19 protein-coding genes and 5 pseudogenes are annotated in these 22,101 nt (G+C 70.3%); 10 read left to right on the top strand and 14 right to left on the bottom strand.

Going from position 1 to position 22,101, the window contains the following annotated elements:
• Positions 1 to 854: 854 nt before the first annotated feature.
• Positions 855 to 2,366, bottom strand: coding sequence for a sensor histidine kinase (locus OG627_RS34375; RefSeq protein WP_329071905.1), 1,512 nt, complete (start codon positions 2,364 to 2,366; stop codon positions 855 to 857).
• Entirely contained in the window at positions 2,353 to 3,033 is a 681-nt protein-coding gene (locus OG627_RS34370) for a response regulator transcription factor (protein ID WP_329071903.1), read from the bottom strand. The genes OG627_RS34375 and OG627_RS34370 overlap by 14 nt, the downstream gene beginning before the upstream one ends.
• 128 nt (positions 3,034 to 3,161) lie before the next feature.
• Between OG627_RS34370 and OG627_RS34365 the strand changes: the two genes are divergently transcribed.
• Complete coding sequence (locus tag OG627_RS34365; protein WP_329071902.1) at positions 3,162 to 4,685, top strand: glycosyltransferase family 39 protein; 1,524 nt, start codon at positions 3,162 to 3,164, stop codon at positions 4,683 to 4,685.
• A gap of 205 nt (positions 4,686 to 4,890) precedes the next feature.
• Here OG627_RS34365 and OG627_RS34360 read toward each other — a convergent pair whose 3' ends face one another.
• Complete coding sequence (locus OG627_RS34360; RefSeq protein WP_329071900.1) at positions 4,891 to 5,385, bottom strand: Lrp/AsnC family transcriptional regulator; 495 nt, start codon at positions 5,383 to 5,385, stop codon at positions 4,891 to 4,893.
• A gap of 73 nt (positions 5,386 to 5,458) precedes the next feature.
• On the opposite strand from OG627_RS34360, the gene OG627_RS34355 reads away from it, so the two are divergent.
• Positions 5,459 to 6,676, top strand: a complete 1,218-nt coding sequence (locus tag OG627_RS34355; protein WP_329071898.1) for a DMT family transporter — start codon at positions 5,459 to 5,461, stop codon at positions 6,674 to 6,676.
• A gap of 198 nt (positions 6,677 to 6,874) precedes the next feature.
• Here the strand turns inward: OG627_RS34355 and OG627_RS34350 are convergent, their stop codons facing one another.
• The gene (locus OG627_RS34350) at positions 6,875 to 7,471 is read right to left on the bottom strand and encodes a TetR/AcrR family transcriptional regulator (protein WP_329071896.1); all 597 of its coding nucleotides are present in this window, start codon (positions 7,469 to 7,471) and stop codon (positions 6,875 to 6,877) included.
• Positions 7,472 to 7,620: 149 nt separating this feature from the next.
• Here OG627_RS34350 and OG627_RS34345 point away from each other — a divergent pair, with 149 nt between their 5' ends.
• Positions 7,621 to 8,574 carry an alpha/beta hydrolase family protein gene (locus OG627_RS34345; RefSeq protein WP_329071894.1) on the top strand — a complete coding sequence of 318 codons (954 nt, stop codon included), beginning with the start codon at positions 7,621 to 7,623 and terminating at the stop codon, positions 8,572 to 8,574.
• Positions 8,575 to 8,794: 220 nt separating this feature from the next.
• Here the strand turns inward: OG627_RS34345 and OG627_RS34340 are convergent, their stop codons facing one another.
• A complete protein-coding gene (locus OG627_RS34340) occupies positions 8,795 to 9,103 on the bottom strand; it encodes an SbtR family transcriptional regulator (protein ID WP_329073194.1) in 309 nt (102 codons plus the stop codon).
• The gene (locus tag OG627_RS34335; protein ID WP_329073228.1) at positions 8,995 to 9,336 is read right to left on the bottom strand and encodes a TetR/AcrR family transcriptional regulator; all 342 of its coding nucleotides are present in this window, start codon (positions 9,334 to 9,336) and stop codon (positions 8,995 to 8,997) included. The genes OG627_RS34340 and OG627_RS34335 overlap by 109 nt, the downstream gene beginning before the upstream one ends.
• Before the next feature lie 490 nt (positions 9,337 to 9,826).
• Here OG627_RS34335 and OG627_RS35610 point away from each other — a divergent pair.
• Positions 9,827 to 10,123, top strand: a pseudogene (locus tag OG627_RS35610) (cytochrome P450); the annotation flags it as partial.
• A 36-nt stretch (positions 10,124 to 10,159) separates the two neighbouring features.
• Here the strand turns inward: OG627_RS35610 and OG627_RS35605 are convergent.
• Positions 10,160 to 10,351, bottom strand: a pseudogene (locus tag OG627_RS35605) (alcohol dehydrogenase catalytic domain-containing protein); the annotation flags it as partial.
• A 412-nt stretch (positions 10,352 to 10,763) separates the two neighbouring features.
• Here OG627_RS35605 and OG627_RS34325 point away from each other — a divergent pair.
• A pseudogene (locus OG627_RS34325) lies at positions 10,764 to 11,448 on the top strand (DNA-3-methyladenine glycosylase family protein); the annotation flags it as partial.
• 109 nt (positions 11,449 to 11,557) lie between these two features.
• Here the strand turns inward: OG627_RS34325 and OG627_RS34320 are convergent.
• Positions 11,558 to 12,433 carry an alpha/beta fold hydrolase gene (locus tag OG627_RS34320; RefSeq protein WP_329071892.1) on the bottom strand — a complete coding sequence of 292 codons (876 nt, stop codon included), beginning with the start codon at positions 12,431 to 12,433 and terminating at the stop codon, positions 11,558 to 11,560.
• A gap of 108 nt (positions 12,434 to 12,541) precedes the next feature.
• Between OG627_RS34320 and OG627_RS34315 the strand changes: the two genes are divergently transcribed.
• Positions 12,542 to 13,072, top strand: a complete 531-nt coding sequence (locus tag OG627_RS34315) for a CGNR zinc finger domain-containing protein (protein WP_329071890.1) — start codon at positions 12,542 to 12,544, stop codon at positions 13,070 to 13,072.
• 420 nt (positions 13,073 to 13,492) lie between these two features.
• A pseudogene (locus tag OG627_RS34305) lies at positions 13,493 to 13,942 on the top strand (aldo/keto reductase); the annotation flags it as partial.
• On the opposite strand, the gene OG627_RS34300 reads toward OG627_RS34305, so the two are convergent.
• On the bottom strand, positions 13,873 to 14,166 hold the full coding sequence (locus OG627_RS34300; protein WP_329073226.1) for a hypothetical protein: 294 nt from the start codon (positions 14,164 to 14,166) through the stop codon (positions 13,873 to 13,875). The pseudogene OG627_RS34305 and the gene OG627_RS34300 overlap by 70 nt on opposite strands.
• 32 nt (positions 14,167 to 14,198) lie before the next feature.
• Between OG627_RS34300 and OG627_RS35600 the strand changes: the two are divergent.
• Positions 14,199 to 14,396 (top strand): annotated as a pseudogene (locus OG627_RS35600) (flavin reductase family protein); the annotation flags it as partial.
• 100 nt (positions 14,397 to 14,496) lie between these two features.
• On the opposite strand, the gene OG627_RS34295 reads toward OG627_RS35600, so the two are convergent.
• The 3 genes from OG627_RS34295 to OG627_RS34285 all read right to left on the bottom strand — a co-directional run bounded on the left by OG627_RS34295 (position 14,497) and on the right by OG627_RS34285 (position 18,460).
• Positions 14,497 to 16,053: an alpha-1,2-mannosidase gene (locus OG627_RS34295; protein WP_329071888.1), complete on the bottom strand. Its 1,557-nt coding sequence runs from the start codon at positions 16,051 to 16,053 to the stop codon at positions 14,497 to 14,499.
• Positions 16,054 to 16,207: 154 nt separating this feature from the next.
• Complete coding sequence (locus OG627_RS34290) at positions 16,208 to 17,431, bottom strand: FAD-dependent monooxygenase (protein WP_329071886.1); 1,224 nt, start codon at positions 17,429 to 17,431, stop codon at positions 16,208 to 16,210.
• A 303-nt stretch (positions 17,432 to 17,734) separates the two neighbouring features.
• Positions 17,735 to 18,460: a hypothetical protein gene (locus OG627_RS34285; protein WP_329071884.1), complete on the bottom strand. Its 726-nt coding sequence runs from the start codon at positions 18,458 to 18,460 to the stop codon at positions 17,735 to 17,737.
• Between the two features lie 111 nt (positions 18,461 to 18,571).
• Between OG627_RS34285 and OG627_RS34280 the strand changes: the two genes are divergently transcribed.
• Complete coding sequence (locus OG627_RS34280) at positions 18,572 to 19,222, top strand: TetR/AcrR family transcriptional regulator (RefSeq protein ID WP_329071882.1); 651 nt, start codon at positions 18,572 to 18,574, stop codon at positions 19,220 to 19,222.
• A 139-nt stretch (positions 19,223 to 19,361) separates the two neighbouring features.
• On the opposite strand, the gene OG627_RS34275 is transcribed toward OG627_RS34280, so the two are convergent.
• Positions 19,362 to 19,970: a TetR/AcrR family transcriptional regulator gene (locus OG627_RS34275; protein WP_329071880.1), complete on the bottom strand. Its 609-nt coding sequence runs from the start codon at positions 19,968 to 19,970 to the stop codon at positions 19,362 to 19,364.
• Between the two features lie 93 nt (positions 19,971 to 20,063).
• Between OG627_RS34275 and OG627_RS34270 the strand changes: the two genes are divergently transcribed.
• On the top strand, positions 20,064 to 20,813 hold the full coding sequence (locus OG627_RS34270) for an SDR family NAD(P)-dependent oxidoreductase (RefSeq protein WP_329071878.1): 750 nt from the start codon (positions 20,064 to 20,066) through the stop codon (positions 20,811 to 20,813).
• A gap of 215 nt (positions 20,814 to 21,028) precedes the next feature.
• On the opposite strand, the gene OG627_RS34265 is transcribed toward OG627_RS34270, so the two are convergent.
• Positions 21,029 to 22,072, bottom strand: a complete 1,044-nt coding sequence (locus OG627_RS34265; RefSeq protein WP_329071876.1) for an NAD(P)-dependent alcohol dehydrogenase — start codon at positions 22,070 to 22,072, stop codon at positions 21,029 to 21,031.
• Positions 22,073 to 22,101: the final 29 nt, after the last annotated feature.

Below are 22,101 nucleotides of genomic sequence, written 5' to 3'. Positions count from 1 at the left end.
CATTGTCGAGCCCGGTCGGGCCGGTGTTCTCCGCCGGCAGAACAGCGCGGGAGTGCCTCTGAAATGCGGCGACGGCTCACAAGTTCCGTCAATAACCCCGTTGCCGCAGCAGCGTTATCGGATCGCCTGCCTGGGCACGGTGCTGGAGGTGGACCTGCCGGGTCTTGCGCCGGGGGACCGGGACCGGCGCCCACACGACGAACAAGTCGGACGCGAAGGGGCTCGCGGAAGCGTTCGCTGAACTCGACGGCCAGTAGAAGGAGCCCCCACGAGCGCAGGGCTGGGGCGAACCCGACTGAGCGACAACATCGCGTGAGAATCAGTCTCCGCCCCGGCCGACTGCGACAACGCCACCCGAGACCAGCCGCTGCGCGCCGAGTACGAGGCCGGGCAGGTCCCCGGGCCGGAGCCGACGGCCGAGCTGGCTCCGCTGATCACCATGGCAGTTGCCGACGACCACCCCTCACCGGCCCGCCCGCGGCAAACAGCCAGCCGACCGAGGACCCCGCGGCCGACACTGCCGCATGCACCTACCACCAACGTGGTCATTGTTCTCTCCTGAACTCCTTGGCTGTGGAACACCTCCAGCAGATCCCATCGGCACGGCGGATGCCGACAGCACAAGCCTCCCGTACGTGGAACGCATGGAGACAGCCCCCCGTTATCCAGGTACTCAAGCACCTCTGAGCGTGGCCGAGCCAGCCGACCCGTAATCGGGGTCCGCTCATCCCACCGTCCCCGACGCTGGTGGTTCCGGCTGTCGCGACGTGCGGAACCGCGTGCCGCCGGCGCCCTGGCCGAAAAGGCCCGCCGGGCGCGCGCGTCGTACCACGCGCCTCACGCGCAGAAGCGCGTCATTTCTCGGCTGAGGCGGGGGCCTGGGGAATCCGTAGCAGGAAGCATGCTCCGAGGGTCCGGGGCGTGAGGGTGAGGGTGCCCCGGTGACGGTGGGCCAGGTCGCGGGCGATGGCGAGGCCCAGGCCGGTGCCGCCCTGGTCGCGGGAGCGGGCGTCGTCGAGCCGGACGAAGCGTTCGAAGATGCGCTCGGCGTCCTCGGTGGGCACGCCCGGTCCGTCGTCGTGCACCGTGAGGACGACCCAGCCGTCCTCGTTCCGTATGGTGATCTGGATGCGGTGTGCGGCGTGGCGGGCGGCGTTGTCGATGAGGTTGCGCAGCAGCCGTTCGTGTTCGTCGGGGTTTCCGTGTGCGTGTGCGGGGGCGGTGCTGTCGCAGGTGAGGGTCAACGGTCGTTCGGTGAGGGGGTATTGCTCGATCAGCCGGGAGGTGAGGGCTGTCAGGTCGACGGTGTCGGGGCTGGCCATGGGGGTGCGGGTGTCGAGGCGGGCGAGGAACAGCAGGTCTTCGGCGAGGGCCTGAAGGCGGCGGGTCTGCCGTGCGGCGGTGGTGGCCGCGGCGGGCCAGTCGGTGCGGTCCGGGTAGGCGAGCGCGACTTCCAGACTGGCCAGCAGTGTGGTGAGCGGGCTGCGCAGTTCGTGGGCGGCGTCCGCGACGAAGCGGCGTTGCCGGGCGGCGGCGTCGTCGAGGCGTTGGAGGGTGGTGTTGATGGTGGTGGCCAGGGCGGTGATCTCGTGTCCCGCGGCGGGGACGGTGACACGTTCGCGGGGGTCGCTCGCGGTGACCGAGGCGGTGAGGACCCGGATGGCTTCGACCGGCCGCAGCGCGATCCGGACGGCGAAGTAGGCGGCGGCGGCGATCAGTACGAGGCTGACAAGCCCGGCCCGCAGCAGCAGGCGGTCGGTGGTCCCGGTGATTGTCTCGGCGATGTCTTCGCCCGCGTGCGGGTGCACCACCACATGGACCCGCAGCTGGGCATCGGCGGCGACACCCAGGGCGGCGACCTGGTCGCTGCTCAGTTCATCGGCCCTGACATCGTGGTACATGACCAGGTAGGTCCCACCGTCCTTGCCGAACCGGTCCCAGGGCTCGGAGTCGTGGCGCGCGGGTATGCGCATGGGACGGGTCGTATAGCCCCAGCCTTCCTCGTCATCCGGTGGGGCGGGCAACTCGGCCTTCGGTGGGGCGGGCAGCACATGGCGGGTGCCGGGATCGAACTCCTCCATGCCTCCGCCGTAGGCGACAGCGGCGCGGCGGTCGGTCGCGACGACCTCGTACGGCACAGTGCTCCGGCGAACGGGAACCACACCCTCCTCCAGCTGATCGACGAGAGCCAAGAGCTGTTCCTCCGCCTGCCCTTCGGCGATCCGCGTGCTCTCGCGGTAGACGTCGCGGTGTACCCACCAGCCCATGCCGACCAGGATGACGGCGGCGGCCGAGGCGGCGGCCAGGGCCGTGCGGGCTCGTACCGAACGCGGCCACCAGCGGCGTCGCGGCTCAGTCGCGTTCACGGTCGTCCACCAGCCGGTAGCCGGTACCCCGTACGGTCTGCAGGGACTGCCGGCGGAACGCGGCGTCCACCTTCTTGCGGAGGGCGCTGACGCGCGCCTCCACCAGGTTGGGGTCCCAGGCTTCGTCGGGCCACGCGTGATACAGCAGATCCGTTTTGGAGACCGCCTGGCCCGCCCGGCGGGCCAGCAGCTCCAGGACGGCGAACTCCCGGGGTGTGAGTTCCACCCGGGCCCCGGCCCGGCGGCAGATCCGGCCGGCGACATCCAACGAGAGGTCGCCCACGGCAAGGACGGGCGGGGCGACCGTGGCGGCCCGTCTGACCAGGGCCCGCAGCCGTGCGACGAGCACCACGTAGGAGAAGGGTTTGGCCAGGTAGTCGTCGGCCCCGGTGTCCAGGGCCTCAGCCTGATCCCAGTCCCCGTCCTTGGCGGTGAGTACCAGGATGGGGGTCGCGTTGCCCTCCCTGCGCAGTTGGGCGCAGACCTTGTAGCCGTTGAGTCCGGGCAGCATCAAGTCCAGTACGACAAGGGCGTATTCGCCGGTCCGGGCCATCCACAGTCCCTGTCGGCCGTCATGGGCGAGGTCGACACTGTAGCCCTCGGCGGTCAGACCGGTGCGCAGGGTGTGGGCAAGGTCCACCTCGTCTTCGACCACCAGGATGCGCATGTGGTGCAGCTTCGCACAGCGTCGGCGCGCCTTCCTGATCGGCCGGTCAGGTTGGATCAGCATCCGGTCAACGGGGTCCGGGCACGCTGGCGCGGTGTCTTCGCCACTGCTGAAAGGCCCTGTCGCCCATGTCCATTGATGAACGTGGCCCCGCCGTGGCCAGGACGGCTTCCCCTCCCGTACCCGCCCGTCGACAAGCACCGGGCCCGGCCAGAGCCGTTGTCGTCATCGCGCCCATGGTGCTGACCATCGCTCTGGGGCTGTGGGGTATCCGCAGGAAGAACAGTATGTGGGGGGACGAGTCCGTCACCTATCAGCTCGCGCACCGCGATCATTCGCAGATATGGCGCACCGCCCAGCATGTTGATCTGGTCCATGCCCTCCACTACTCCGTGATGCATGAGATCTTCGGCCTCTTCGGCGGAGGGCTGCTGACGTTGCGGCTGCCGTCTGTGCTGGCAATGTCCGTGGCGGCGGCCGGAGTCGGGCTTCTGGGGCTACGCCTGGCGGGACCCCGTGCCGGGCTGCTGGCCGGGTTGGTGTTGCCGCTTCTTCCCCAGGTACAGAAATACGCGCAGGAAGGCCGCTCGTACGCCATGGTCTGTGCCCTGGTCACCTGGGCCACCTACGCGCTCGTGGTCAGCGTCCCGCATCGCGCCCGGTGGCGGTGGGCGGTCTATGGCTGCACCATGCTGCTGGCCTGTCTGCTCCATGAGTTCGCGGTCCTCGCCCTGGTCGCACACGGCGTCACACTGGCCGTCTCCCGTGTGCCACGACCGGTGCTGAGGGCGTGGAGTGTGGCTGCCGCGGGCGTTGTGGCCGGGCTGTTGCCGCTGGCGATCTACAGTGCGGGGCAGTCGGGGCAGGTGGCCTGGATCGGCGGACCGGTGAGCCTTCCTGGTCTCCTGGCTGTGGCGGTCGTGGGCGTGGCGTGTGCCCGGGCGCCCCTGGGGGTGAGGGGGCCCGTGCGGCTCTCGGCGCTGGCTCTGCCGACTCTTCTGCTTCCGGGCCTTCTGCTGCTGATCGTCTCACCGGTCAAGCCGCTTTTCGTCGACCGGTATGTGCTCTACAGCAGTATCGGATTCGCGTTGCTGCTGGGCGCCTGGATGGATTACATCCACCGGTGGCAGCCGTCTTCCCGGAATTCATGGGTCGCGGCCGTTGTCGTACTGGCCGCGCTCGTCCCGCCGAGCCTTTCGCTGAGGACGCCCCAGAGCCGGAGCACTGACGTCATCGCCATCGGCGCCACCGTACGCGAGGAAGGCCGTCCCGGCGACGGGCTGCTCTATCTCTCCGGCCGACACCGGATTTGGACGGAGGCCAACCCCGAGGACACCCGGTTCCTGACGGATCTGGCCCTGGCACAGGATCCTGCTTCCTCGAACACACTCGCGGGTATCGAGCTTCCCGCCCAGGACATAGCGGCACGCATGCTGGAATTCGACCGGATCGTCGCGGTCCGCGACCCGGCGGGCGCCCACTCGCCGACCAACCCGCAGGAGAAAGCGAAAACAAGCACCCTGCGGAGCCACTTCCGCGAGTACGGAACAACCCATGTCAACGGGGCGCGAGTCACCGTCTACGTCCGTGACCACGGCCTGTCGCCGAAGGCCGGTCCTGGCTCCGACGGGCCGGGAGACGGGGTGGGGTGATGAGGTGATCGCGGGCGGCGCCGACCGGGCCGGCACCACTTACCGGCCTCCGGACCACCGTATCCGGCGCGGCCTTTCCGCGAGCGCGAAGCGCGACGGTACTCACCAGGCATGATCATCCGGCCGCAGCGTCGGAACCCGTTTCCGTCTCGGGCCACGGCGGGTGCGGATCAAGGCACGGGTACCCGTCGCGGAGCCGGCCAAGTCAGCGCGCTCTGCGTGAGGGGCGGGGCTGACCGGGGCCGGCCGGTTCGATACAGCGGGACTGGACGTGCTCGTAGGCCATGGTGGTCTGCACGTCGGCGACTTCGCGGCGTTCGGTCAGGCGGTCGATGACGAAGGCGTACACACTGTCGACGTCCGGGACGGCGATGTGGATGAGGAAGTCGTGAGGGCCTGAGGTGACGAACAGGCCGATCACCTCGGGCAGCCGTGCCGCCCACTCCCGGAACCCCTCGATGACGGGGCGGGCCGGAGGCCGGATGCGCACCGAGATGAGCGCCTGGACGGGGCGGCCGGCCGCGTCGAGGTCCAGGTCGGCGTGGTAGCCGGTGATCACGCCGCGCTCGCGCAGCAGCCGTACCCGTTCGAGCGAGGTGGACGGGGAGACCCCGGTCTTGGCCGCGAGGTCGCGGTTGGTCTGCCGTGCATCGTTCTGCAGCTCCCGCAGAAGGGCCCGGTCCAGCGCATCAAGTTCCATGAAGTCGACCCTACGGCGCACGACATGCGGGTACAGGGTTTGCCGCTTGGATGTTTGCCTAGTGTCGGTGCCCATGGATACACGAAAGAACGGCCCGTTGTCCGGTGCGGGGCTGGTGCTGGGCGCGGCTGTGCTGTGGGGCACGGTCGGTCCCGCTCAGGTGCTGGCGTCCAGCCCCATGACGCCGACGGCGCTGGGTGGCTGGCGGCTGCTCGTGGGCGGGCTGGTCCTGGGGATCTTCACCGTCCGCCGGAACACCGTGCGGGCCCTGACCACGGGCACGGTGGTGCGCCCCCTGCTGGTCTGCGCGGTGTCCACGGGCGTCTTCCAGGCGGCCCTCATGTCCTCGGTGGTACGGACCGGGGCGGCCCTGGCCACGGTGGTCGCCCTGGGTGTGGCCCCCGCGGCGATCGGCCTGTGCGCCCGGTGGGTCACCGGCGAGCGGATGACAGCCGTCTGGATGGCCGGCACGGCCGCGGCCGTCACCGGCTGTGCCCTGCTGCTGACGCCGACAAGCGCGGGCGTGGACGCGCTGGGCCTGCTCCTGGCCGTGGCCGCCGGTGTCTGTTACGGCCTGTACACCGTTTTCGCCAAGAAGCTGGCCGACGTCGCTTCCGCCGCCCAGTTGCCCGGGCTCTCCGCGCTCTCCCTTCTCGCGGGCGCCGTCCCTCTGGCGCCCTGGATGATCAGCAGCACCGCTCCCGTGCGGCAGGGCGCCACCTTCGCCCTGACCATCTGGCTGGGCGTGGCGACCACCGCCCTCGCCTACTGGCTGTTCACCACCGGTCTCACCCAGGTGCGCGCGACCACGGCCGGAACCCTCAGCCTCGCCGAACCCCTGGCCGCCGCGCTGATCGGCGTGCTCCTGCTCCACGAGCACCTCTCGCCGGTGGCCTGGACCGGCGGCGCGCTGATCCTCACCGGAATGATCACCATGTGCCTGCCGCCGCGGCTCTTCGCCCGCTCCGCCCGGATGCCGCGGATCGCCCGCGACAGCCGCAGCACGTCCGCCGAAGCCGGACTCCTCAAGACTGAAGGGCCCGTGTGGCCGCGTCCACTTGAAACGGTTCCGGCTCGCTTTCCGTGGAGCGGTCAGGGGAAGTTCATTTCTGCCGGCCGCGGAGATGATCGCCCTTCACCCGTAGTTGAGGAGTTGGGTCGAGTTGACGGTGAACATCAACGGGCCAGGAATCAGCTGTGCACGCACACCGTTCGAGTTGGCCCCGAGCTGGCGGAGGAGATCGAAGCCGACACAGCAGGAGCCGTCGAGCAAGAGGCGCGCCGCGCATAAGTGCTGTGGAGCGGAACCTGGTTGAGGCCCCAAGTCGATGAGCGCGGCGGCGCCGGGACCGGACGCGCAGGCTGGGGCCAGGGGCGCGGACGTTCGTGGCCCAGCTGGCAGTGACAGGCGCCTGCGCCGCTTGCTGGTCGGATGTGCGGAACAGTTCGTGTGGCGAGTTCGTCCACGGGGGCCGGAGTCGTTGGTCGTTCAGGACGAGGCGGGTCGGCGGAGTCCCTGAAGAAGCAGTGCGATCAGGCGGCGGGGGTCGTAGCGGGGGTCGCTGCCCCGTCCGATGCAGAGGTTGCCGATGCCGCGCATGAGTTCGTAGGGCCGCGTCCCGGGCCGGATGTCGCCGGCGTCGACCGCCGCGTCGATCAGCTGGGTGGCGACGGGTGACAGCCGGTCGAGGAAGTGGGCGTGCAGGGCGGCGAAGCGTTCGCTGTCCGACTGAAGGGCATCGGCGAGGCCGTGCTTGGTGACAAGGAAGTCGACGAAGAGGTCGATCCACTGACTCAGCGCGTCGAACGGTGTTTCTGTACGGCCCAGCAGGGCGGGACCGGCGGCGGCGAGTTCTTCGATCTGTTGGTTGTAGACGGCCGTGACGAGGTCCGCCCGGGTCGGGAAGTGGCGGTAGATGGTGCCCATACCGACGCCCGCCTCGGCGGCGATCCGGCGGATCGGCGCATCGACACCCGAGGTGAGGAACACCTCGGCGGCAGCGGTGATCACAGCCTGCTGGTTGCGCAGGCTGTCGGAGCGTTTGCTCCTCGCCGGCGGCGTCGCGGCAGGGCTTCCCGTGGTCATGACGCATTCCTTCCGACACCCTTTGACAAAGCGGAACAGCGCTCCACATAATAAAGGGAGCAGTGTTCCGCTTACCAGGCTAGCGTACGCGGACCACGCCGAGCCGCCCTGCCTGCCCCCGGGCGGCGGCCTCTGGAAAGGACCCCCTCATGAACGCATCCGCTTCCGCCGTCGGCACCTCGCCCGCCCCGGTGCTGTCCTTCAGCCCCGTGGTGCTTCCCGTCGCGGGGCGGCCCGTGGACCTCCAGGTCCGCGTCACCGCCCCCGCCCAGGGAACCGGCCTCCCCGTGATCCTGCTCTCCCACGGCCATGGAGGCTCGAACAACCTGTCCTCACTGAACGGCTACGCGCCGATCGTGAACCTCTGGGCGCAGGCTGGGTTCGTCGTGATCCAGCCCACGCACCTGTCTTCCAAGACGCTGGCGCATCAGGTCTCCGACGACCCCGAAGCGCCCCTGTTCTGGCGCTCGCGCGCGGAGGACATGGCCCACATCCTCGACCGCCTCGACATGATCGAGGGCACCGTGCCGCAGCTCGCCGGACGCATCGACCACGACAGGGTCGCCGTCGCCGGCCACTCGCTCGGCGGCTTCACCGCGAACCTGCTGCTGGGCGCCCAGCTCACCGACCCCACCGCCGGAGAGCGGGTGAGCCTGCGGGAGCCGCGCGTCAAGGCAGGCGTCGTGCTCGCCGCACCGGGCCGGGGTGACGTCATTCACGCATCCACGGCCGCGCAGATGCCGGTCTTCAAGACCGTCGACTTCTCCACGATGATCACCCCCGCGCTCGTCGTGGCCGGAGACAAGGACGACTCCCGTCACTTCACGGATGTGGGCCCGGACTGGCACGCCGACCCCTATACCCTCTCCCCCGGCCCCAAGACCCTGCTCACCGTCTTCGACGCGGAGCACGGGCTGGGCGGCATCGCCGGCTACGACGCCGACGAGACCACCGACGAGAACCCCGAGCGCGTCGCGGCCGTCGGACACCTCACCGCCGCCTACCTGGCCACCACGCTCGGACTCGACGCCCACGCCTGGCAGAGGGCCTGCGACGCCCTGGTGTCCGGCACCGCGCCGGTGGGGCGCATCGAGTCGAAGTAGGCCCACCGGGGGCTTGGCCGTCCGTCCCTCCTCCGACCGTCCGTCCCTCCGTCCGGGCTCGTCCATGCCCTGGCTGCCATCGGCTTGGACCATCTCGCCGATGGAAGCGGCTCGGCGTGTCGGCGGGCCGGATCCGGGCGGACAAGGCGTACCACTCCGCGAGTGGGCCGACGAGGGCAAGATCAAGTCAAGGCGAACCTGTCAGCGGATCCGCCGTTGATCAGACACTCCCGGAGGCGGGTCCACTCGCCCGGGTGACCTGCACCTGCGACTCGGTGACGGCGGGCTCGCGGAGCGGCTCGGACGCGGGGCGGAGTCCGGCGATCGAGATCTCGACCTGGCGGCGCCAGGCGGGAGTGGAGTCGGCGCCGGTGACCTCGATGATGCCGCGGACCGACCAGAACAGCACGTCGACGTCCGTCAGGGTGGCGTCGGCGCGGATGCGGCCCGCGCGCTGGGCGTCGCGGAGGAGGACGTCGACCGTTTCGCGGTACTCCTGCCGTAGCCAGCGGTCGCGTCGTCGCTCCAGATGCGCCCGAGACAGCCGCGAGCGTCGGCCTGGATCTGGCCGGCAGCGAAGAGGAACCGCTCCGGCCCCCGCCCGTCCGGCACGTCGAGGGCCGCCTGCGCCTCGGTCATCAGTTCGCCCACCAGCTCTCGGACGAGCTCGGTGATCAGCGCGTCCTTCGTCGGGAACCGTCGGTAGAGCGTCCCCGACGCCGACGCCGACACCGGCGACCGGGGGGGGGATCTCGTCGACACCGATCTCAAGGCCGTGTTCGGCGAACACCTGGCGCGCCGCCACGATCAGCTTCTCGCGGTTCTCGGCGCGGCCCGGCTGATCTCCTCGCGGTGGGCCCGCTGCTTGGTGCTGGTGGTCACGGATCGCGGTAGCGTCTGGATGTCGCCTTCTCTCGCTGTTTCACTCCGTTGATTTCCCCGGCCGACGACAGACGCGAGCACCTCACCGGTCACCACGAGGCCCGCCCGCCCTCGGCTGTCGCGACTACGGACCCAGCCATTGACGCCGCACGGCGACGCCGCAAGGCACGGACACGCAGGCGGGCCTGGCGGTGTCGGCCGGCCCGCGTGACGCAGTCGGAGGGCCTCGTCCGTCCAGGACACGGACGGTGGCGGTGGCGGCACCGGCGAACAGCCGGCCCGGATACGAGGGACTCAGAAAAACTCTGCGGCAGGGCGGGAGGCCCGGTGGCCGGCACCCGTCAGGCAGGCACGCACCAGCGCCTCCGCGGTGGAGGCGGGTAGGGTCGCCGACGACAGCCCCACCGGAGTACGCGGAGCCCCGAACCAGTTCAGCAGCCGAGGCAGTTGCAGCGGCCACAGCTCTCACGTGCCCACCCGCACCGAATGCCGCTTCGACACCAACCTCGGATTCGGCCTGCGGCGTTATCTCACCGAGGACGCGGAGATCGGCGGCCGGACACTGCCGGGCGGCACCACCGTGATCTGCAACATGCCCGCCGCCAACAGGGACGAGGACGTCTTCGACAACGCCGAGGAGATGGACCTGGGCCGCAGCCCCAACCCGCACCTCGTCTTCGGCGCCGGACCCCACTCCTGCCTCGGCCAGTCCCTGGCCCGCACCGAACGTCGCGGCTGCTCCGGGCCGGTTCATCGGCAGGAACGCCACCACCGCGTCTCCGGCCTTCCAGCCGCCGGCCCCCTCGCCGACCTCCGCGATCACTCCGGCGACGTCGAAGCCCGGGATGTGCGGGAAGTACCAGCTCGAACAGCAGCTGCGCACCGACGGCGGCATCAGTTACGTGCAGTTCGAGCTACTGGCCCGCCTCGCCGACGCCGCCGGTGCGCTGACCATGACGCAGCTGGCGGACGGCGTCGTCTACAGCCGCAGCGGCCTGACCTACCAAGGCCGGACTGCTGGAGAAGGCCGGCCTGATCACCCGCGGCCCCGACCCCGAGGACGACCGCGCGACCGCCGTCACCCTCACCGAGGACGGTCTGTCCCTCGTCCAGCGCATCCTGCCCGGTCATATCCAGCTGGTCCGCCGCCTGCTGTTCGATCCCCCGGCCGAGGACGACCTGACCCGCCTCGGCGACATCATGACCCGCGTACGCGACCACATGCGCACCCAGCCACCCCGCTCCGCGGCCCCCCGCGGACGCCGCCGCACCTCCGCCACCCCTGACACCGCCACGACGGACAACTGATGACCACCCTCTCCCTCACCCCGGCCGGGCCGTTCTCCCTCGGCTCATCCATCCGGTTCCTGGAGGGCTTCACCCCGCCTCCTACGACCCCACGGCCGACCAGGTGCTGCGCCTGGCCTTCCCCGCCCTCGCCGACGCGGATCCGGTGGTGGCCGGTCTCCAGGCCGACTACCCGGGGCTGCGCCCCGTCTGCTTCCACTCCCCCTACGAAGCGGCCGCCCGGACCATCATCGGCAACCGCATCCGCACGTCCCAGGCCGCCACCATCAAGGCCCGCCTGGCACAACAACACGGCCACACCCTCGATGTCGCGGGCCGACGACTCAACGCCTTCCCCACTCCGGCCGTACTGCGCTCCCTCGATCACGTCCCCGGCCTGACCGGGATCAAGATCGAGCGCCTCCACGCGATCGCCGAGGCGGCCCTCGACGGACGTCTCGACGCCGCCGCGCTCCGGGAACTGCCCGGTGTCGGGCCGTTCTCCGCCGAGCTGATCCTCATCCGCGGAGCCGGAGACCCCGACGTCTTCCCGACCGCCGAACCCCGCACGCACCGCGCCATGGGCGCCGCGTACCAACTCGACACCGCCATCACGAGAACCCCGGCCGACTCGCCCGGATCGCCGACGTCTGGCGCCCCTACCGCAGCTGGATCGCACTCCTCCTGCGCGTCCGCGCACACGACCGGACCGCCACCACGCGGTAGCCCGCCCCTCCCACCCCGCCGGCCCGTGCCGGGACTCGAACCGACGAGCCCTTTCATCTGCCCCTGGACTCGTCCAGGGGCCAGGGCTTCACGCCGGTGATTCGGTGGCGGTCAGGAACCCGCGGATATACCCGGCCACGGTGTCCAGGTGGCTTTCGAGCAGGAAGTGTCCGCCTCCGGGAACCAGGTGGATCTCCGCGTCCGGCAGGTCCCTCGCGAACGCGCGCGCGCCGTCCGGGCCGAAGATCTCGTCGCCCGCGCCCCAGACCGCGAGGAGAGGAACCCGGCGTTCCCGGAAGTAGGCGTGCACCTGCGGGTAGAGGCGTGGATTGCCGGCGTAGTCGCGAAACAGTGCCAGCTGCACGAGGTCGTTGCCCGGCCGGCTGACCTCGCGGTGGTCCGCGGCCCAGGCGTCGGGATCGAGCAACTCGGGTCGGTCCACTCCGTGCTGGTACTGCCAGCGGATGGCGTCGAGCGAGAGGGCGGTACGGACGGCGGGTTCGGTCCGGGGGCCCGGGTTCTCGCAGTACGCCCAGATGGGCTGCCAGAAATCCGGTACGAAGCCGTCCTCGTAGGCGTTGCCGTTCTGCGTGATCACCGCGGTGATCGCCGCCGGGGAACGCAGGGCCAGCCGCCAGCCGATGGGCGCGCCGTAGTCCTGGACGTACACGGCGTAGCGGGTGACGTCGAGCTGAGCCAGCAGGGCTTCGGTGGTGTCGGTGAGCGAATCGAAGGTGTACGTGAACGCGTCCACGGGCGGGGCATCGGAGTTGCCGAAGCCGAGGTGGTCGGGGGCGATCACATGGAATCGGTCGGCCAGCGCCGGAATGAGGCGGCGGAACATGCGCGAGCTGGACGGGAATCCGTGCAGGAGTACGAGCGTGGGCGCCTCGCGGGCTCCCGCCTCGCGGTAGAAGACGCGATGTCCCCCCACGGTCGCGTAGTGGTGGCGGATCTCAACCATGACTAACCCCTTCGATTCATTTTGATGGTTACCTCTCGGTCGTCCAGTAGACCCCCCTTGGAGTAACCTGTCAATCGACCCGATGGAGTTAGATGAGAAGGTGGGTCCATGCTGGACGACCAGGCCCTGATGCAGGCGCTGAACAGCACCCCTGTTGTGGAGGGCCGAGGCCAGGACCTGTGGCGTGACGACCACGAGGTGGACAGTTGGGCGCGGGAGCACGGCGGTCTCGGCGGCGACGAGGAGGAGCGCCGGTGGCTGCGCACCGCCCGGGACGCGCTCCAGGCGGTGGAGTCGGGCGCAGCGGCGGAGCCCCGTCTGCGCCGGGTCCTCGCAGGCGTGCACAAGGCCCCGCAGCCCAGCGCGTCGGGCATCGAGTGGCACGTGGAGGCGCCGCCGGAGCGCAGGCTCGCCGTGGAACTCGTGCTCGCCTGGGCGGACGTCAAAGAGCGCATGCCCGGCCGGCTGCGGCCGTGCGAGAACGCCGAATGCCGCCTCTTCCTCCTGGACCGCAGCCGCGCCAACACCGCACGGTGGTGCTCCATGAAGACCTGCGGGAACCGGCTCAAAGCCCGCCGGCACCACGCTCGGGCGCGGGAGACCCCACGTCTCGACGAGAGCACCGGCGAGGTCGGTTGAACAGATCCCGGCAACGGTGTTGACGAGAGTTCCGGCGCTCCCCGCCCGCTGCGCGCGGGCGACCATCGCGGGGTTCATCGTCACGCCCACGGGCCCCATGCCGGGCATCGCCGGAATGGCCGCCCACGGCTGGTGCGCGGCGATGGCTAACGCGGAAATGAGATGCCGCCGAAGGGCAGACCGTGATCTGCCACCCGTCTCCTCGGCTCGCACCGGCAACCGTGAACGGGTTTCCCGGAATGGCCTCCAGCAACTCCCGCGTGTACGCGTGCCTCGGGGCGCGGAACACCTGCTCGACCGGGCCGTTCTCGACCACGAAGCCGCCCTTCATCACCGTCACGTCGTCGGCGATCAGGCGTACGACGCCGAGGTCGTGGGTCACGAACCGGCGTGAAGGTCAGCCCTCTGGCACTCGGCACGATGAACTTCGGCGCGTGGGCCAACCGCGACCACGACGACGCCATCAAAATCATCCACCAGGCCCTGGACGCCGGCGTCGATGTCATCGACACCGCAGACGTCTACTCCCAGGGCGAGAACGAGGAGATCGTCGGCAAAGCCCTCGCGGGCGGCCACCGCGACAACGTACTCCTCGCCACCAAATTCCACGGCCGGATCGGCGACAGCCCCCACCACCAGGGCAACTCACGCCGCTGGATCCACAAAGCCGTCGACAACAGCCTGCGCCGACTCAACACCGACCACATCGACCTCTGCCAAGCCCACCGACCCGACCCCTCCACCGACTTCGACGAAACCCTCGGCGCGCTGACCGATCTCGTCCATCAGGGCAAGATCCGCTATTTCGGGACCTCGGTCCACTCCCCCGCGCAGATCGTGGAGGGGCAGTGGATCGCCGAGCGGCGGGGCTCCTGCGGCCGTTGTCTTCCGGTGCGGGGACGGGACGGATCCTCTGGGTCGGCCTCCGGCTCAGAGCCGGGGGCGCCTCCGCCGGCCGGAGCGAGCGGCGAGCGGCGGCGGAGGGCGGGGTCGGCGAAGGCCGGTGGGACGGCGCCGGTGTTCCTGAGGTGGAAGACGTTCCCCGGCGGCACGATCTCGTCGATCCGGTCGAGGATGTCGGCGCTGAGCCGCACGTCCAGGCCCCGAGGTAGGCGTCAGGAGTGTCGACTGGGCCCCGGCGGCAGGCGTCGTCCCCCTGCTCACCGGCGTCCCCTCCTGGCTCACCGCACAGCCCGTCCAGCTCCGGACCATAGGCGACCACCTCCTGGTCGTCGGTCGCGTACGCGATGCAGGCGGCCCGGCCACCGGCACCCCTCTCGTCCATCACAACGGCGGTTTCGGAACCTTCCATCCCGTGTCATGAGTCGTCATGAGTCCCGCGGTGCCCTTCCGGAGGCGGGGGACGCCGTCCTCGGAGTCCTTCATCTGGAGTCCTTCATCCGGAGCGCTTCATCCGGAGCGCTTCATCCTGGGTTCTTCATGTACGCCGCCAGCTTGCCGATGAGGCGGGCCGCTTCGTCCAGACTGCGGGCCGTCTCGCCCAGCTCGCCGGCCAGCAACTTCTCCGATTGACCTTCCTGCGGCTCGGTGTGGGACCACGGGCCCGGGACGGTCGTACCCCGGTATCCGACGGGCTCGCCCCCGGCGGGCGCGCAGTAGCCGGTGAAGTCGGCGGCGGGTGCCGGGGCCGTGACACTCTCGCCCGCGAGGAGTTCGATCCTGGAGAGCTGGATCTCGGAGCCGCCCGCGTTCCGGGTGATGGAGAGCCGATAGTAGGTATAGGACGTGGTGTTGGCGAAGTGGTACTCGTTCGTCTCGAAACGTGCCAGGAAGCGCTCACCGCCGCGGGAGTCCAGGCGCGCCCAGACGCGTCCGTCGTACGAACCCTCCAGCGCCCAGTCCCTCGGATCCCGGTCCGGGACGTCGTTCGCCGAGGTCAGCCGGTAGGCCGAGACAGCGGCGGGGCTGCTCAGGACGAACTCCAGCTCGGCCGCGTCGTCGTGGGCCAGCCACTTGTTGCGGGAGCCGCGGAGCAGGTTCTCCGCGAACTCCTCCGCCCCGACGAACTCGTCGCTCGCCCGCACGCCGGTGACCGTATGGGTGATGTCCCGCAGCTCGCCGGTGGCGGCCCCCGGCGCGGGGGCGGCGGAAGTCAGCGCGATGGAGGCGGCGTTGCCGCGCCGGTCGGTCCAGGACACCCGCTCCACGGCTGCCTCGCCCGCGTCGAGCAGCAGCCTCAGCTCTCCGGACGGGGACCAGCTCTCGTCCCGGCCCTCTTCGGTCGAGAAGAGGTGGAGCGGGGCGCCGTCCGTGCCCTCGGGGTAGGCCGAGCGGTCCGTGAGTGTGCCGCGGTACTCGGTGAGTACGCCGTCGGCGGCCCGCCAGTGCCCCTGAAAACCTGACAGGTCGGTCCGCAGCCCGATCGCCGCCTCCGATCCGTCCGCTCCGCGCCAGGCGAGGTGTGCGGGGACGGCCTGCTCGCCGCGGTCGATGTGGAACAGCAGCCGTGCGGCGGGCTGCCACACGACGGTGCCGGGTGCGCGGCGCTCGGTGCTGAAGGCGAAGACCGACCGGGTCGCCGTCCTGGCCGCGAGCGCCCGCTCGGCGCGGCCGCTGTCGTGGGCCGGATCCACCGTGACGGCACGCAGCCGGAGCAGCGTATCCGCGCCCTCCGGGCTGCGTATCTCCAGGATGTTGTCGCCGGGCGCCAGCAGATCGCCGGGAACCGCAAGCACGGTCTCCTGGGGAACACCGTGCCCACCGCCTCCCGCGACGGCCGGCCGATCAGCGAGGACCTTGCCATTGAGCAGGACGTCCATCGCCGGGTCGGCCCCGATGGTGGTCACCTTGACGACCATCTCGGTGATCTCCTCCTGCCCGTCCGCCGCGAAGTCCAGCTTGATGTGTCCGCCGGCGCCCAGCGCGAGATGCGAGGAGGCGATCCCGCACCGGTGGTGACGGACGACGGCGTTCGACAGGCGGGCCGGAGCGGTGGAGAAGTCGGCGAAAACCGGATCCATGGGCGTTCCTCGGCGTTGTCCCGCGCCGGCCCGAACAGCGCGGCGGCTTTTCCCGAACCGTACCGGCGCCCACTGACATCACGGCGAGGTCCTCGACGGTCGCCCGACGGCGTGATGAGCCGCGCCCGGCCCAGGAGGTCAGGGGGTCACGAGGTCAGGAAGGGGAACCGGAAGCCGTAGGCAGGTCGTAGTCGGGGAGGGTGAGGGCGCTGAACGTGGCGTGCGGAGGGTCGGCGGGGAGGGCGGAGAGAGTACGCAGGGCGGCGTTGCGCTCCTGGAGGGACTGCTCGTTGGAGGGGAAGAGTTCCGTGTCGCCGTCGTTGGCCAATTGCTGATTGAGGGTCACGAACGGCCTCATCACCCTTTCGTAGGCGTCGAACGCCTGGGCGTGGTCGGCGCGTGCGACCAACTCGCCGGCCAGCACATACGCGCCGACCAGGGCGAGGCTGGTGCCCTGCCCCGTCAGGAAGGACGGCGCGTAGGCGGCGTCACCGACCAGCGCGACCCGGCCCAGGGACCAGCTCGACATCCGTATCTGGCTGACGGCATCGAAGAACAGGTCCTCGGCACCGCGCATCTCGGCGACCATCCGGGGAATCTCCCAGCAGTCGTCCGGGAAGGCGGCGGCGACCAGTTCACGCTGCGCGTCGAGGTCACGGAAGGCGTCGAAGGGCAGGTCGGAGCGCCTGAAGTTGAGCAGCCCGAACACATGCCGGCCGGAGCCGACGGCATAGAGGGCGGCGCGCCGGCTCGGGGTGTTCCACAACATGCCCTCGTGGGAGAGCCCGAGGTGGTTGGGCAGGGTGAATCCCGCGAAGCAGGCGCCGAGGTAGTGGTGGAAGCGCTCTTCGGGGCCGAGGATCAGCCGGCGGGTGTGGGAGTGGATTCCGTCGGCCCCGATGACGAGATCGAAGGTGCGGCGGGTGCCGCCGCGGAAGGTCACTTCGATGCCGCCGGGGCGGTCGTCGAGGGCGGCGATGGAATCCTCGAACAGGAACTCGACGGAGTCGCGGACGGCGTCGTAGAGAATCTCGGTCAGGTCGCCGCGCTGCACCTCGAGGTCGCCGTCGGCGCCGATGCCCATGGTCTCGGTGCGCAGTGCGGCGATGGTGCTGCCGTCGGTGTCCACGAAGGTGATGCGGTGGGTGTTGACGTGGGCCTTCTGCAACTGGGGCAGGAGGCCCATGCGCCGCACCGCCTCCAGAGCGGTGCCGCGGATGTCGATGGGGTAGCCGCCGCCGCGCACGGTGCCCGCCTTCTCGACGATGGTGACGTCGAAGCCGTAGCGGTGCAGCCAGTAGGCGATCGCGGGGCCGGCGATGCTGGCTCCGGAGACGAGGACGGAGCGCTTGGGGACGGGGCGGTGTGTCTCGGTCATGATCAATCCTTCCTGGCCGCACCGCGCCGATGCGTCAGGCGGCCAGATGCCGAACGTGAGGTTCTCTGTTGTCCGGGCGCGCGGTGGCCGCTGTGCGGAAACGGCGCCCGAAGGTGTGCGGTCGGTCTCCGCACGCAGCGAGCAGGCGGGCCTCGCGGCGTACTGCTCCGCACGTATCGGTATCGGTATCGGGGGCGTGGGCGTGGGCTCGGGCGTGGGAATGGGCATCCCTGGCGTACTCGAAGTGACGCCTGAGGCTCGCACCGAGGCGTATCAGCTTGTGCCTGCGCGTGCCTGCGCGTCCTAGAGTCCCGCCCTGCCGGTGGCCCAGTACGGCTTTGTGGTGATGGCGCGGCGCGGCAGGTTCTGACTGTCGGTGAGCGCACGCCGCTGACGCTGGATGGACTGGGCGTGGCCCAGCAGTACAGCGCCGTCGATATCCATGAACGCGCCTTCACGTACGGCACGTTCGAGCCAGGTCTGCAGTGCGTCACCCGGCGCTTCCGCCGCCGGTAGGAAGTGGTACCGGGGCCAGCGGTCGGCGAGGGGCGCGACGGCGTCCGCCGGTACCTCGACGGCCACGATCGGTGCGTCGCCACCCTGGGCGCAGGCGTCCAGGGTGGCGAGGGCGCAGCCGTCGCCGAGGTAGAGGCGGCGGGTTCCGTGCTCGCGCAGCGGCCGGTGCCGGCCGGCCAGCACCACCGTTCGGTGGGCGCCGTCGCCGCATGCACGTGCGGCGTGCAGGCGGCGGATCCATGCCGTGCCGGGACCTTGGGCTTCGGTGGCGGCGAGGATGCTGATGTGTTCGGAATCCGGGCCGCCCACGGTCCGCACCGTGTAGCGGCGGCCCAGGGTGGGGGTGACGCGGACCTGGATCTCGTGGCCAGGGTGCCAGCCGCCGGGCGGCGCCGCGGCGTGCAGCTCCAGCTCAAGGAAGCCGGGGGCGGGTGCACGGATGTCGAGCAGGTCAGCTGGGCGCCCCAGGACTGATTCGACGAGCTTGCCGATGACGGCGGGCGCTTGCGGCATGGGTGGTTCCTCCACTGTCGACGTCACGGCTGTTGACGGCACGGCGGCGACACTACACCGTGCAGTGCAGTAGGTAAACTGCACGGTGTAGAGTGCCCCTCGGAGGTGGTCATGAACACTGTCGGTACGGAGAAGACCGTGCGCGAGGGGTCCCCGGAGAAGCGGACGGCGATCCTCGCCGCCGCTCGCGAACTGTTCGTGCGTCAGGGAGTGGACCGCGTCAGCATGGACGCCATCGCGGCCGAGGCCGCGGTCTCGAAGCGCACCGTGTACGACTACTTCGGCGACAAGCGGCGCCTCTTCCTCGCCATCCTCGCCGATGTGTCCCAGTCATTGCTGACCACTTTCCACCGGGCGCTCGACGAGCACCTCCCGGAGGACGCGCAGATCACTACGGTGCCGCAACTGGAGAAGGCGCTCGCCGCATTGGCGGCCGACCTCGGCACGTCGGTCGTCGGCTCCGCCGACTATGCCGCCGGGTTCGCCCTCGTCGCCCAGGAGCGCCTGCGGACGCCGATGACCAAGGACGACATCGCGACGGCCGCGGCGGAGGAAGCACTCGCGGATCGCATCGCCCGCTTCGCCGAGGCCGGACTCCTGGACACGGACAACCCCCGCCTGGCCGCCGACCACTTCGGCGCCCTGACCCTCCTGCTGGCCTACGAACGTCACCCGGTCCCCGCCAACGCCGACCTGGATCAGGTCCGCCGGACCATGACCGACGGGGTCCACGCGTTCATGCGCGCGTACGCCACGCGTTGAGAACGGCAGGGCGTGGTGGTCGACCGACCCCCGCGCGAGCGCGGGGACGGGGCAGGAGCAGGGGCGGAATCCGGTAGCGCGCCGAGCATGACACCGCCGACCGGCAGCGACCGGCCGGCTCCCGGTCGGCCTTGGCCACTCAGGCGGGCGGCCAGTTCCGCAGAGCCGCGTCGGCCACCTGCTGCAACTCGTCGCGGGTGGTGCCGCCGGCGGCTTGGACGGCGATGCCGTTCGCCACGGTCATGATGTAGCGGGCGAGCAGTCCGGGATCGCTGCCGGGGGGCAGGTCGCCGTCATCGACGGCTTGCTCGAACCGGGCGCGAAGGCGCGAAGTGCCCTCGTTGCGCCAGTCGATGAGGGCGTCCCGGGTGGCGCGTCCAGGGGCGCCGGCGGCGAGAGACGCTTGGACACCGAGGCATCCCGTGGGGCAGCCGGGGCGGGTCGTGGCCCGGACGGATCCGTCGAGGAACGCGGTGGCCACCTGCCGGGCGCTCGGCTCCCGAAGGGCCCGGGGCACGTATGAGGCCGGGCCTTCGGCGTAGCGCTCCAGGGCCTTGCGGAACAGCTCCTCCTTGTTGCCGAAGGCCGCGTACATGCTGGTGCGGGTGATGCCCATGGCATTGGTCAGGTCGGTGAGGCTGGCGCCTTCGTAGCCCTGTTCCCAGAAGACCCGCATGGCGCGCTCAAGGGCCTCGTCGGTGTCGAAACCCCTCGGTCGGCCGATTGGCGCCTTCTGCCGTGTCTCCATAGCGGCGAGCATACCTCTTCCGTACCGGTCGGTGCAGATGTGCTACGGTCTCGTTCAGTACCGATCGGTACGGAATTTATGGAGGTCATTCCCATGGGACAGCTTGAGGGCAAGACCGCCGTCGTCACCGGCGGTGGCACCGGGATCGGCCTGGCCACAGCCGTTCGGCTGGCAGCCGAGGGCGCGCATGTGTTCATCACCGGCCGACGCAGGACCGAGCTGGACGCGGCCGTGGAAACCATCGGCGCGGCGGGGGCCACCGCGGTGGCGGGCGATATCTCGAACCTGGCCGATCTGGACCGGCTGTACGACGCGGTCCGCGCCCGGGGCCGGGGTCTGGACGTGGTCTTCGCGAACGCGGCGACCGCCTCGCTCGCGCCCCTGGAACAGATCACCGAGGAGCAGATCGACCAGATCTTCGGCGTCAACGTGCGGGGCACACTGTTCACCGTGCAGAAGGCACTGCCGCTGCTCAACGACGGCGCCTCGGTGATCCTGAACGCTTCCACCGCCGCCGACAACGGTACGGAGGCGTTCAGCTTGTACGCGGCGTCCAAGGCCGCCGTCCGGTCCTTCGCGCGGGGCTGGGCCAACGAACTCAAGAGCCGAGGCATCCGGGTCAACGCCGTCTCGCCGGGCCCGATCGACACTCCCGGGATCACGGACCTCTTCGGCGAGGAGAACGCGCCCGGCGTCCGGACGAACCTCGCCGCGGGCGTCGCGATAGGCCGCATGGGGCGCCCGGAGGAGGTCGCCGCGCTGGTGGCGTTCCTCGCCTCCGGGCAGAGCAGCTACATTCTGGGCGCCAACCTGTACGTCGACGGCGGCGAGAACCAGATCTGACTCGCGGGACTCGCAGGACTCGCGGGACCCTCGGGCGCCACCCGTCGCGCGGCCACCGGCACCACCGGCACCGGCACCGCCGTCACCAGCGGCGACGGCCCGGGACGACGCCGCCTGTTGACATGGAAGCGCCCTCCTCGGGATCCGGTGGATATGGATGATCCGGACGGAACCCGGGGAGGGCGTTGATCAGCGGCTCGGCAAAGCCGCGCGGCTCAGATCGTCGCGGCGTCGATCACGAAGCGGTAGCGCACGTCCGAGGCGAGCACACGCTCGTAGGCCTCGTTGATCCCGCTCGCCTCGATCAGCTCGATCTCGGCACCGAGAGCGTGCTCGGCGCAGAAGTCGAGCATCTCCTGGGTCTCGGCAATGCCGCCGATCGCCGAACCGGCGAGCGTCTTGTTGCCACCGATCAGGGAGAACAGGTTGAGGGCGACGGGCTCCTCGGGGGCGCCGACGTTCACCAGGGCGCCGCCCGTCCTCAGCAGGCCCAGGTACGCGCCGAAGTCCAGGGGCGCCGACACCGTGGAGAGGATGATGTCGAAGGTGCCGGTCAGGTTCTCGAAAGTGGCCGGGTCGCTGGTGGCGTAGTAGTGGTCCGCGCCCAGCTTCAGGCCGTCGTCCTTCTTGCGCAGCGACTGGGAGAGGACCGTGACCTCGGCGCCCAGGGCGTGCGCGATCTTGACGGCCATGTGGCCGAGGCCGCCCAGGCCGACCACGGCGACCTTCTTGCCGGGGGCAGCGCCCCAGTGCTTGAGCGGGGAGTACGTGGTGATGCCGGCGCAGAGCAGCGGCGCGGCCACGTCCAGCGACAGCCCGTCCGGGACGCGGACGGTGTAGTTCTCGTCGACGACGACCTTCTGCGAGTAGCCGCCGTAAGTGGGCAGGCCGTCCCGGCCGACCGCGTTGTACGTGCCGACGTTCCCGCGTACGCAGTGCTGCTCCTGCCCGGCCTCGCAGTTCTCGCACTCGCGACAGGAGTCGACCATGCAGCCGACGCCGACCCGGTCGCCGGCCTTGAACTTCGTCACGCCGGAGCCGACTTCGGCGACGATGCCGGCGATCTCGTGACCGGGCACCATCGGGAAGATGGCCTCTCCCCAGCCCTCGCGGGCCTGGTGGATGTCGGAGTGGCAGATGCCGGCGAACTTGATGTCGATCAGAACGTCGAACTCGCCGACCGTACGGCGCTCAATGGTGGTGCGTTCGAGCGGGGCCTTGGCGCTGGGGGCGGCATATGCGGTAACAGTCGTGGTCATGTCTTCCAGAGTGCCTCCTCGCATCCTGT

This window comes from Streptomyces sp. NBC_01429 (assembly GCF_036231945.1).
Lineage (GTDB): Bacteria > Actinomycetota > Actinomycetes > Streptomycetales > Streptomycetaceae > Streptomyces.
Note: the sequence above shows the minus strand (reverse complement) of the source record. Positions and strands in the feature narration are given on the sequence as shown.

Coding starts and splice junctions, on each gene's coding strand:
- OG627_RS34370 (WP_329071903.1), bottom strand. CDS start 3,033: ATGCGCATCCTGGTGGTCGAAGACGAGGTGGACCTTGCCCACACCCTG.
- OG627_RS34365 (WP_329071902.1), top strand. CDS start 3,162: ATGTCCATTGATGAACGTGGCCCCGCCGTGGCCAGGACGGCTTCCCCT.
- OG627_RS34360 (WP_329071900.1), bottom strand. CDS start 5,385: ATGGAACTTGATGCGCTGGACCGGGCCCTTCTGCGGGAGCTGCAGAAC.
- OG627_RS34355 (WP_329071898.1), top strand. CDS start 5,459: ATGGATACACGAAAGAACGGCCCGTTGTCCGGTGCGGGGCTGGTGCTG.
- OG627_RS34350 (WP_329071896.1), bottom strand. CDS start 7,471: ATGACCACGGGAAGCCCTGCCGCGACGCCGCCGGCGAGGAGCAAACGC.
- OG627_RS34345 (WP_329071894.1), top strand. CDS start 7,621: ATGAACGCATCCGCTTCCGCCGTCGGCACCTCGCCCGCCCCGGTGCTG.
- OG627_RS34320 (WP_329071892.1), bottom strand. CDS start 12,433: ATGGTTGAGATCCGCCACCACTACGCGACCGTGGGGGGACATCGCGTC.
- OG627_RS34315 (WP_329071890.1), top strand. CDS start 12,542: ATGCTGGACGACCAGGCCCTGATGCAGGCGCTGAACAGCACCCCTGTT.
- OG627_RS34295 (WP_329071888.1), bottom strand. CDS start 16,053: ATGGATCCGGTTTTCGCCGACTTCTCCACCGCTCCGGCCCGCCTGTCG.
- OG627_RS34290 (WP_329071886.1), bottom strand. CDS start 17,431: ATGACCGAGACACACCGCCCCGTCCCCAAGCGCTCCGTCCTCGTCTCC.
- OG627_RS34285 (WP_329071884.1), bottom strand. CDS start 18,460: ATGCCGCAAGCGCCCGCCGTCATCGGCAAGCTCGTCGAATCAGTCCTG.
- OG627_RS34280 (WP_329071882.1), top strand. CDS start 18,572: ATGAACACTGTCGGTACGGAGAAGACCGTGCGCGAGGGGTCCCCGGAG.
- OG627_RS34275 (WP_329071880.1), bottom strand. CDS start 19,970: ATGGAGACACGGCAGAAGGCGCCAATCGGCCGACCGAGGGGTTTCGAC.
- OG627_RS34270 (WP_329071878.1), top strand. CDS start 20,064: ATGGGACAGCTTGAGGGCAAGACCGCCGTCGTCACCGGCGGTGGCACC.
- OG627_RS34265 (WP_329071876.1), bottom strand. CDS start 22,072: ATGACCACGACTGTTACCGCATATGCCGCCCCCAGCGCCAAGGCCCCG.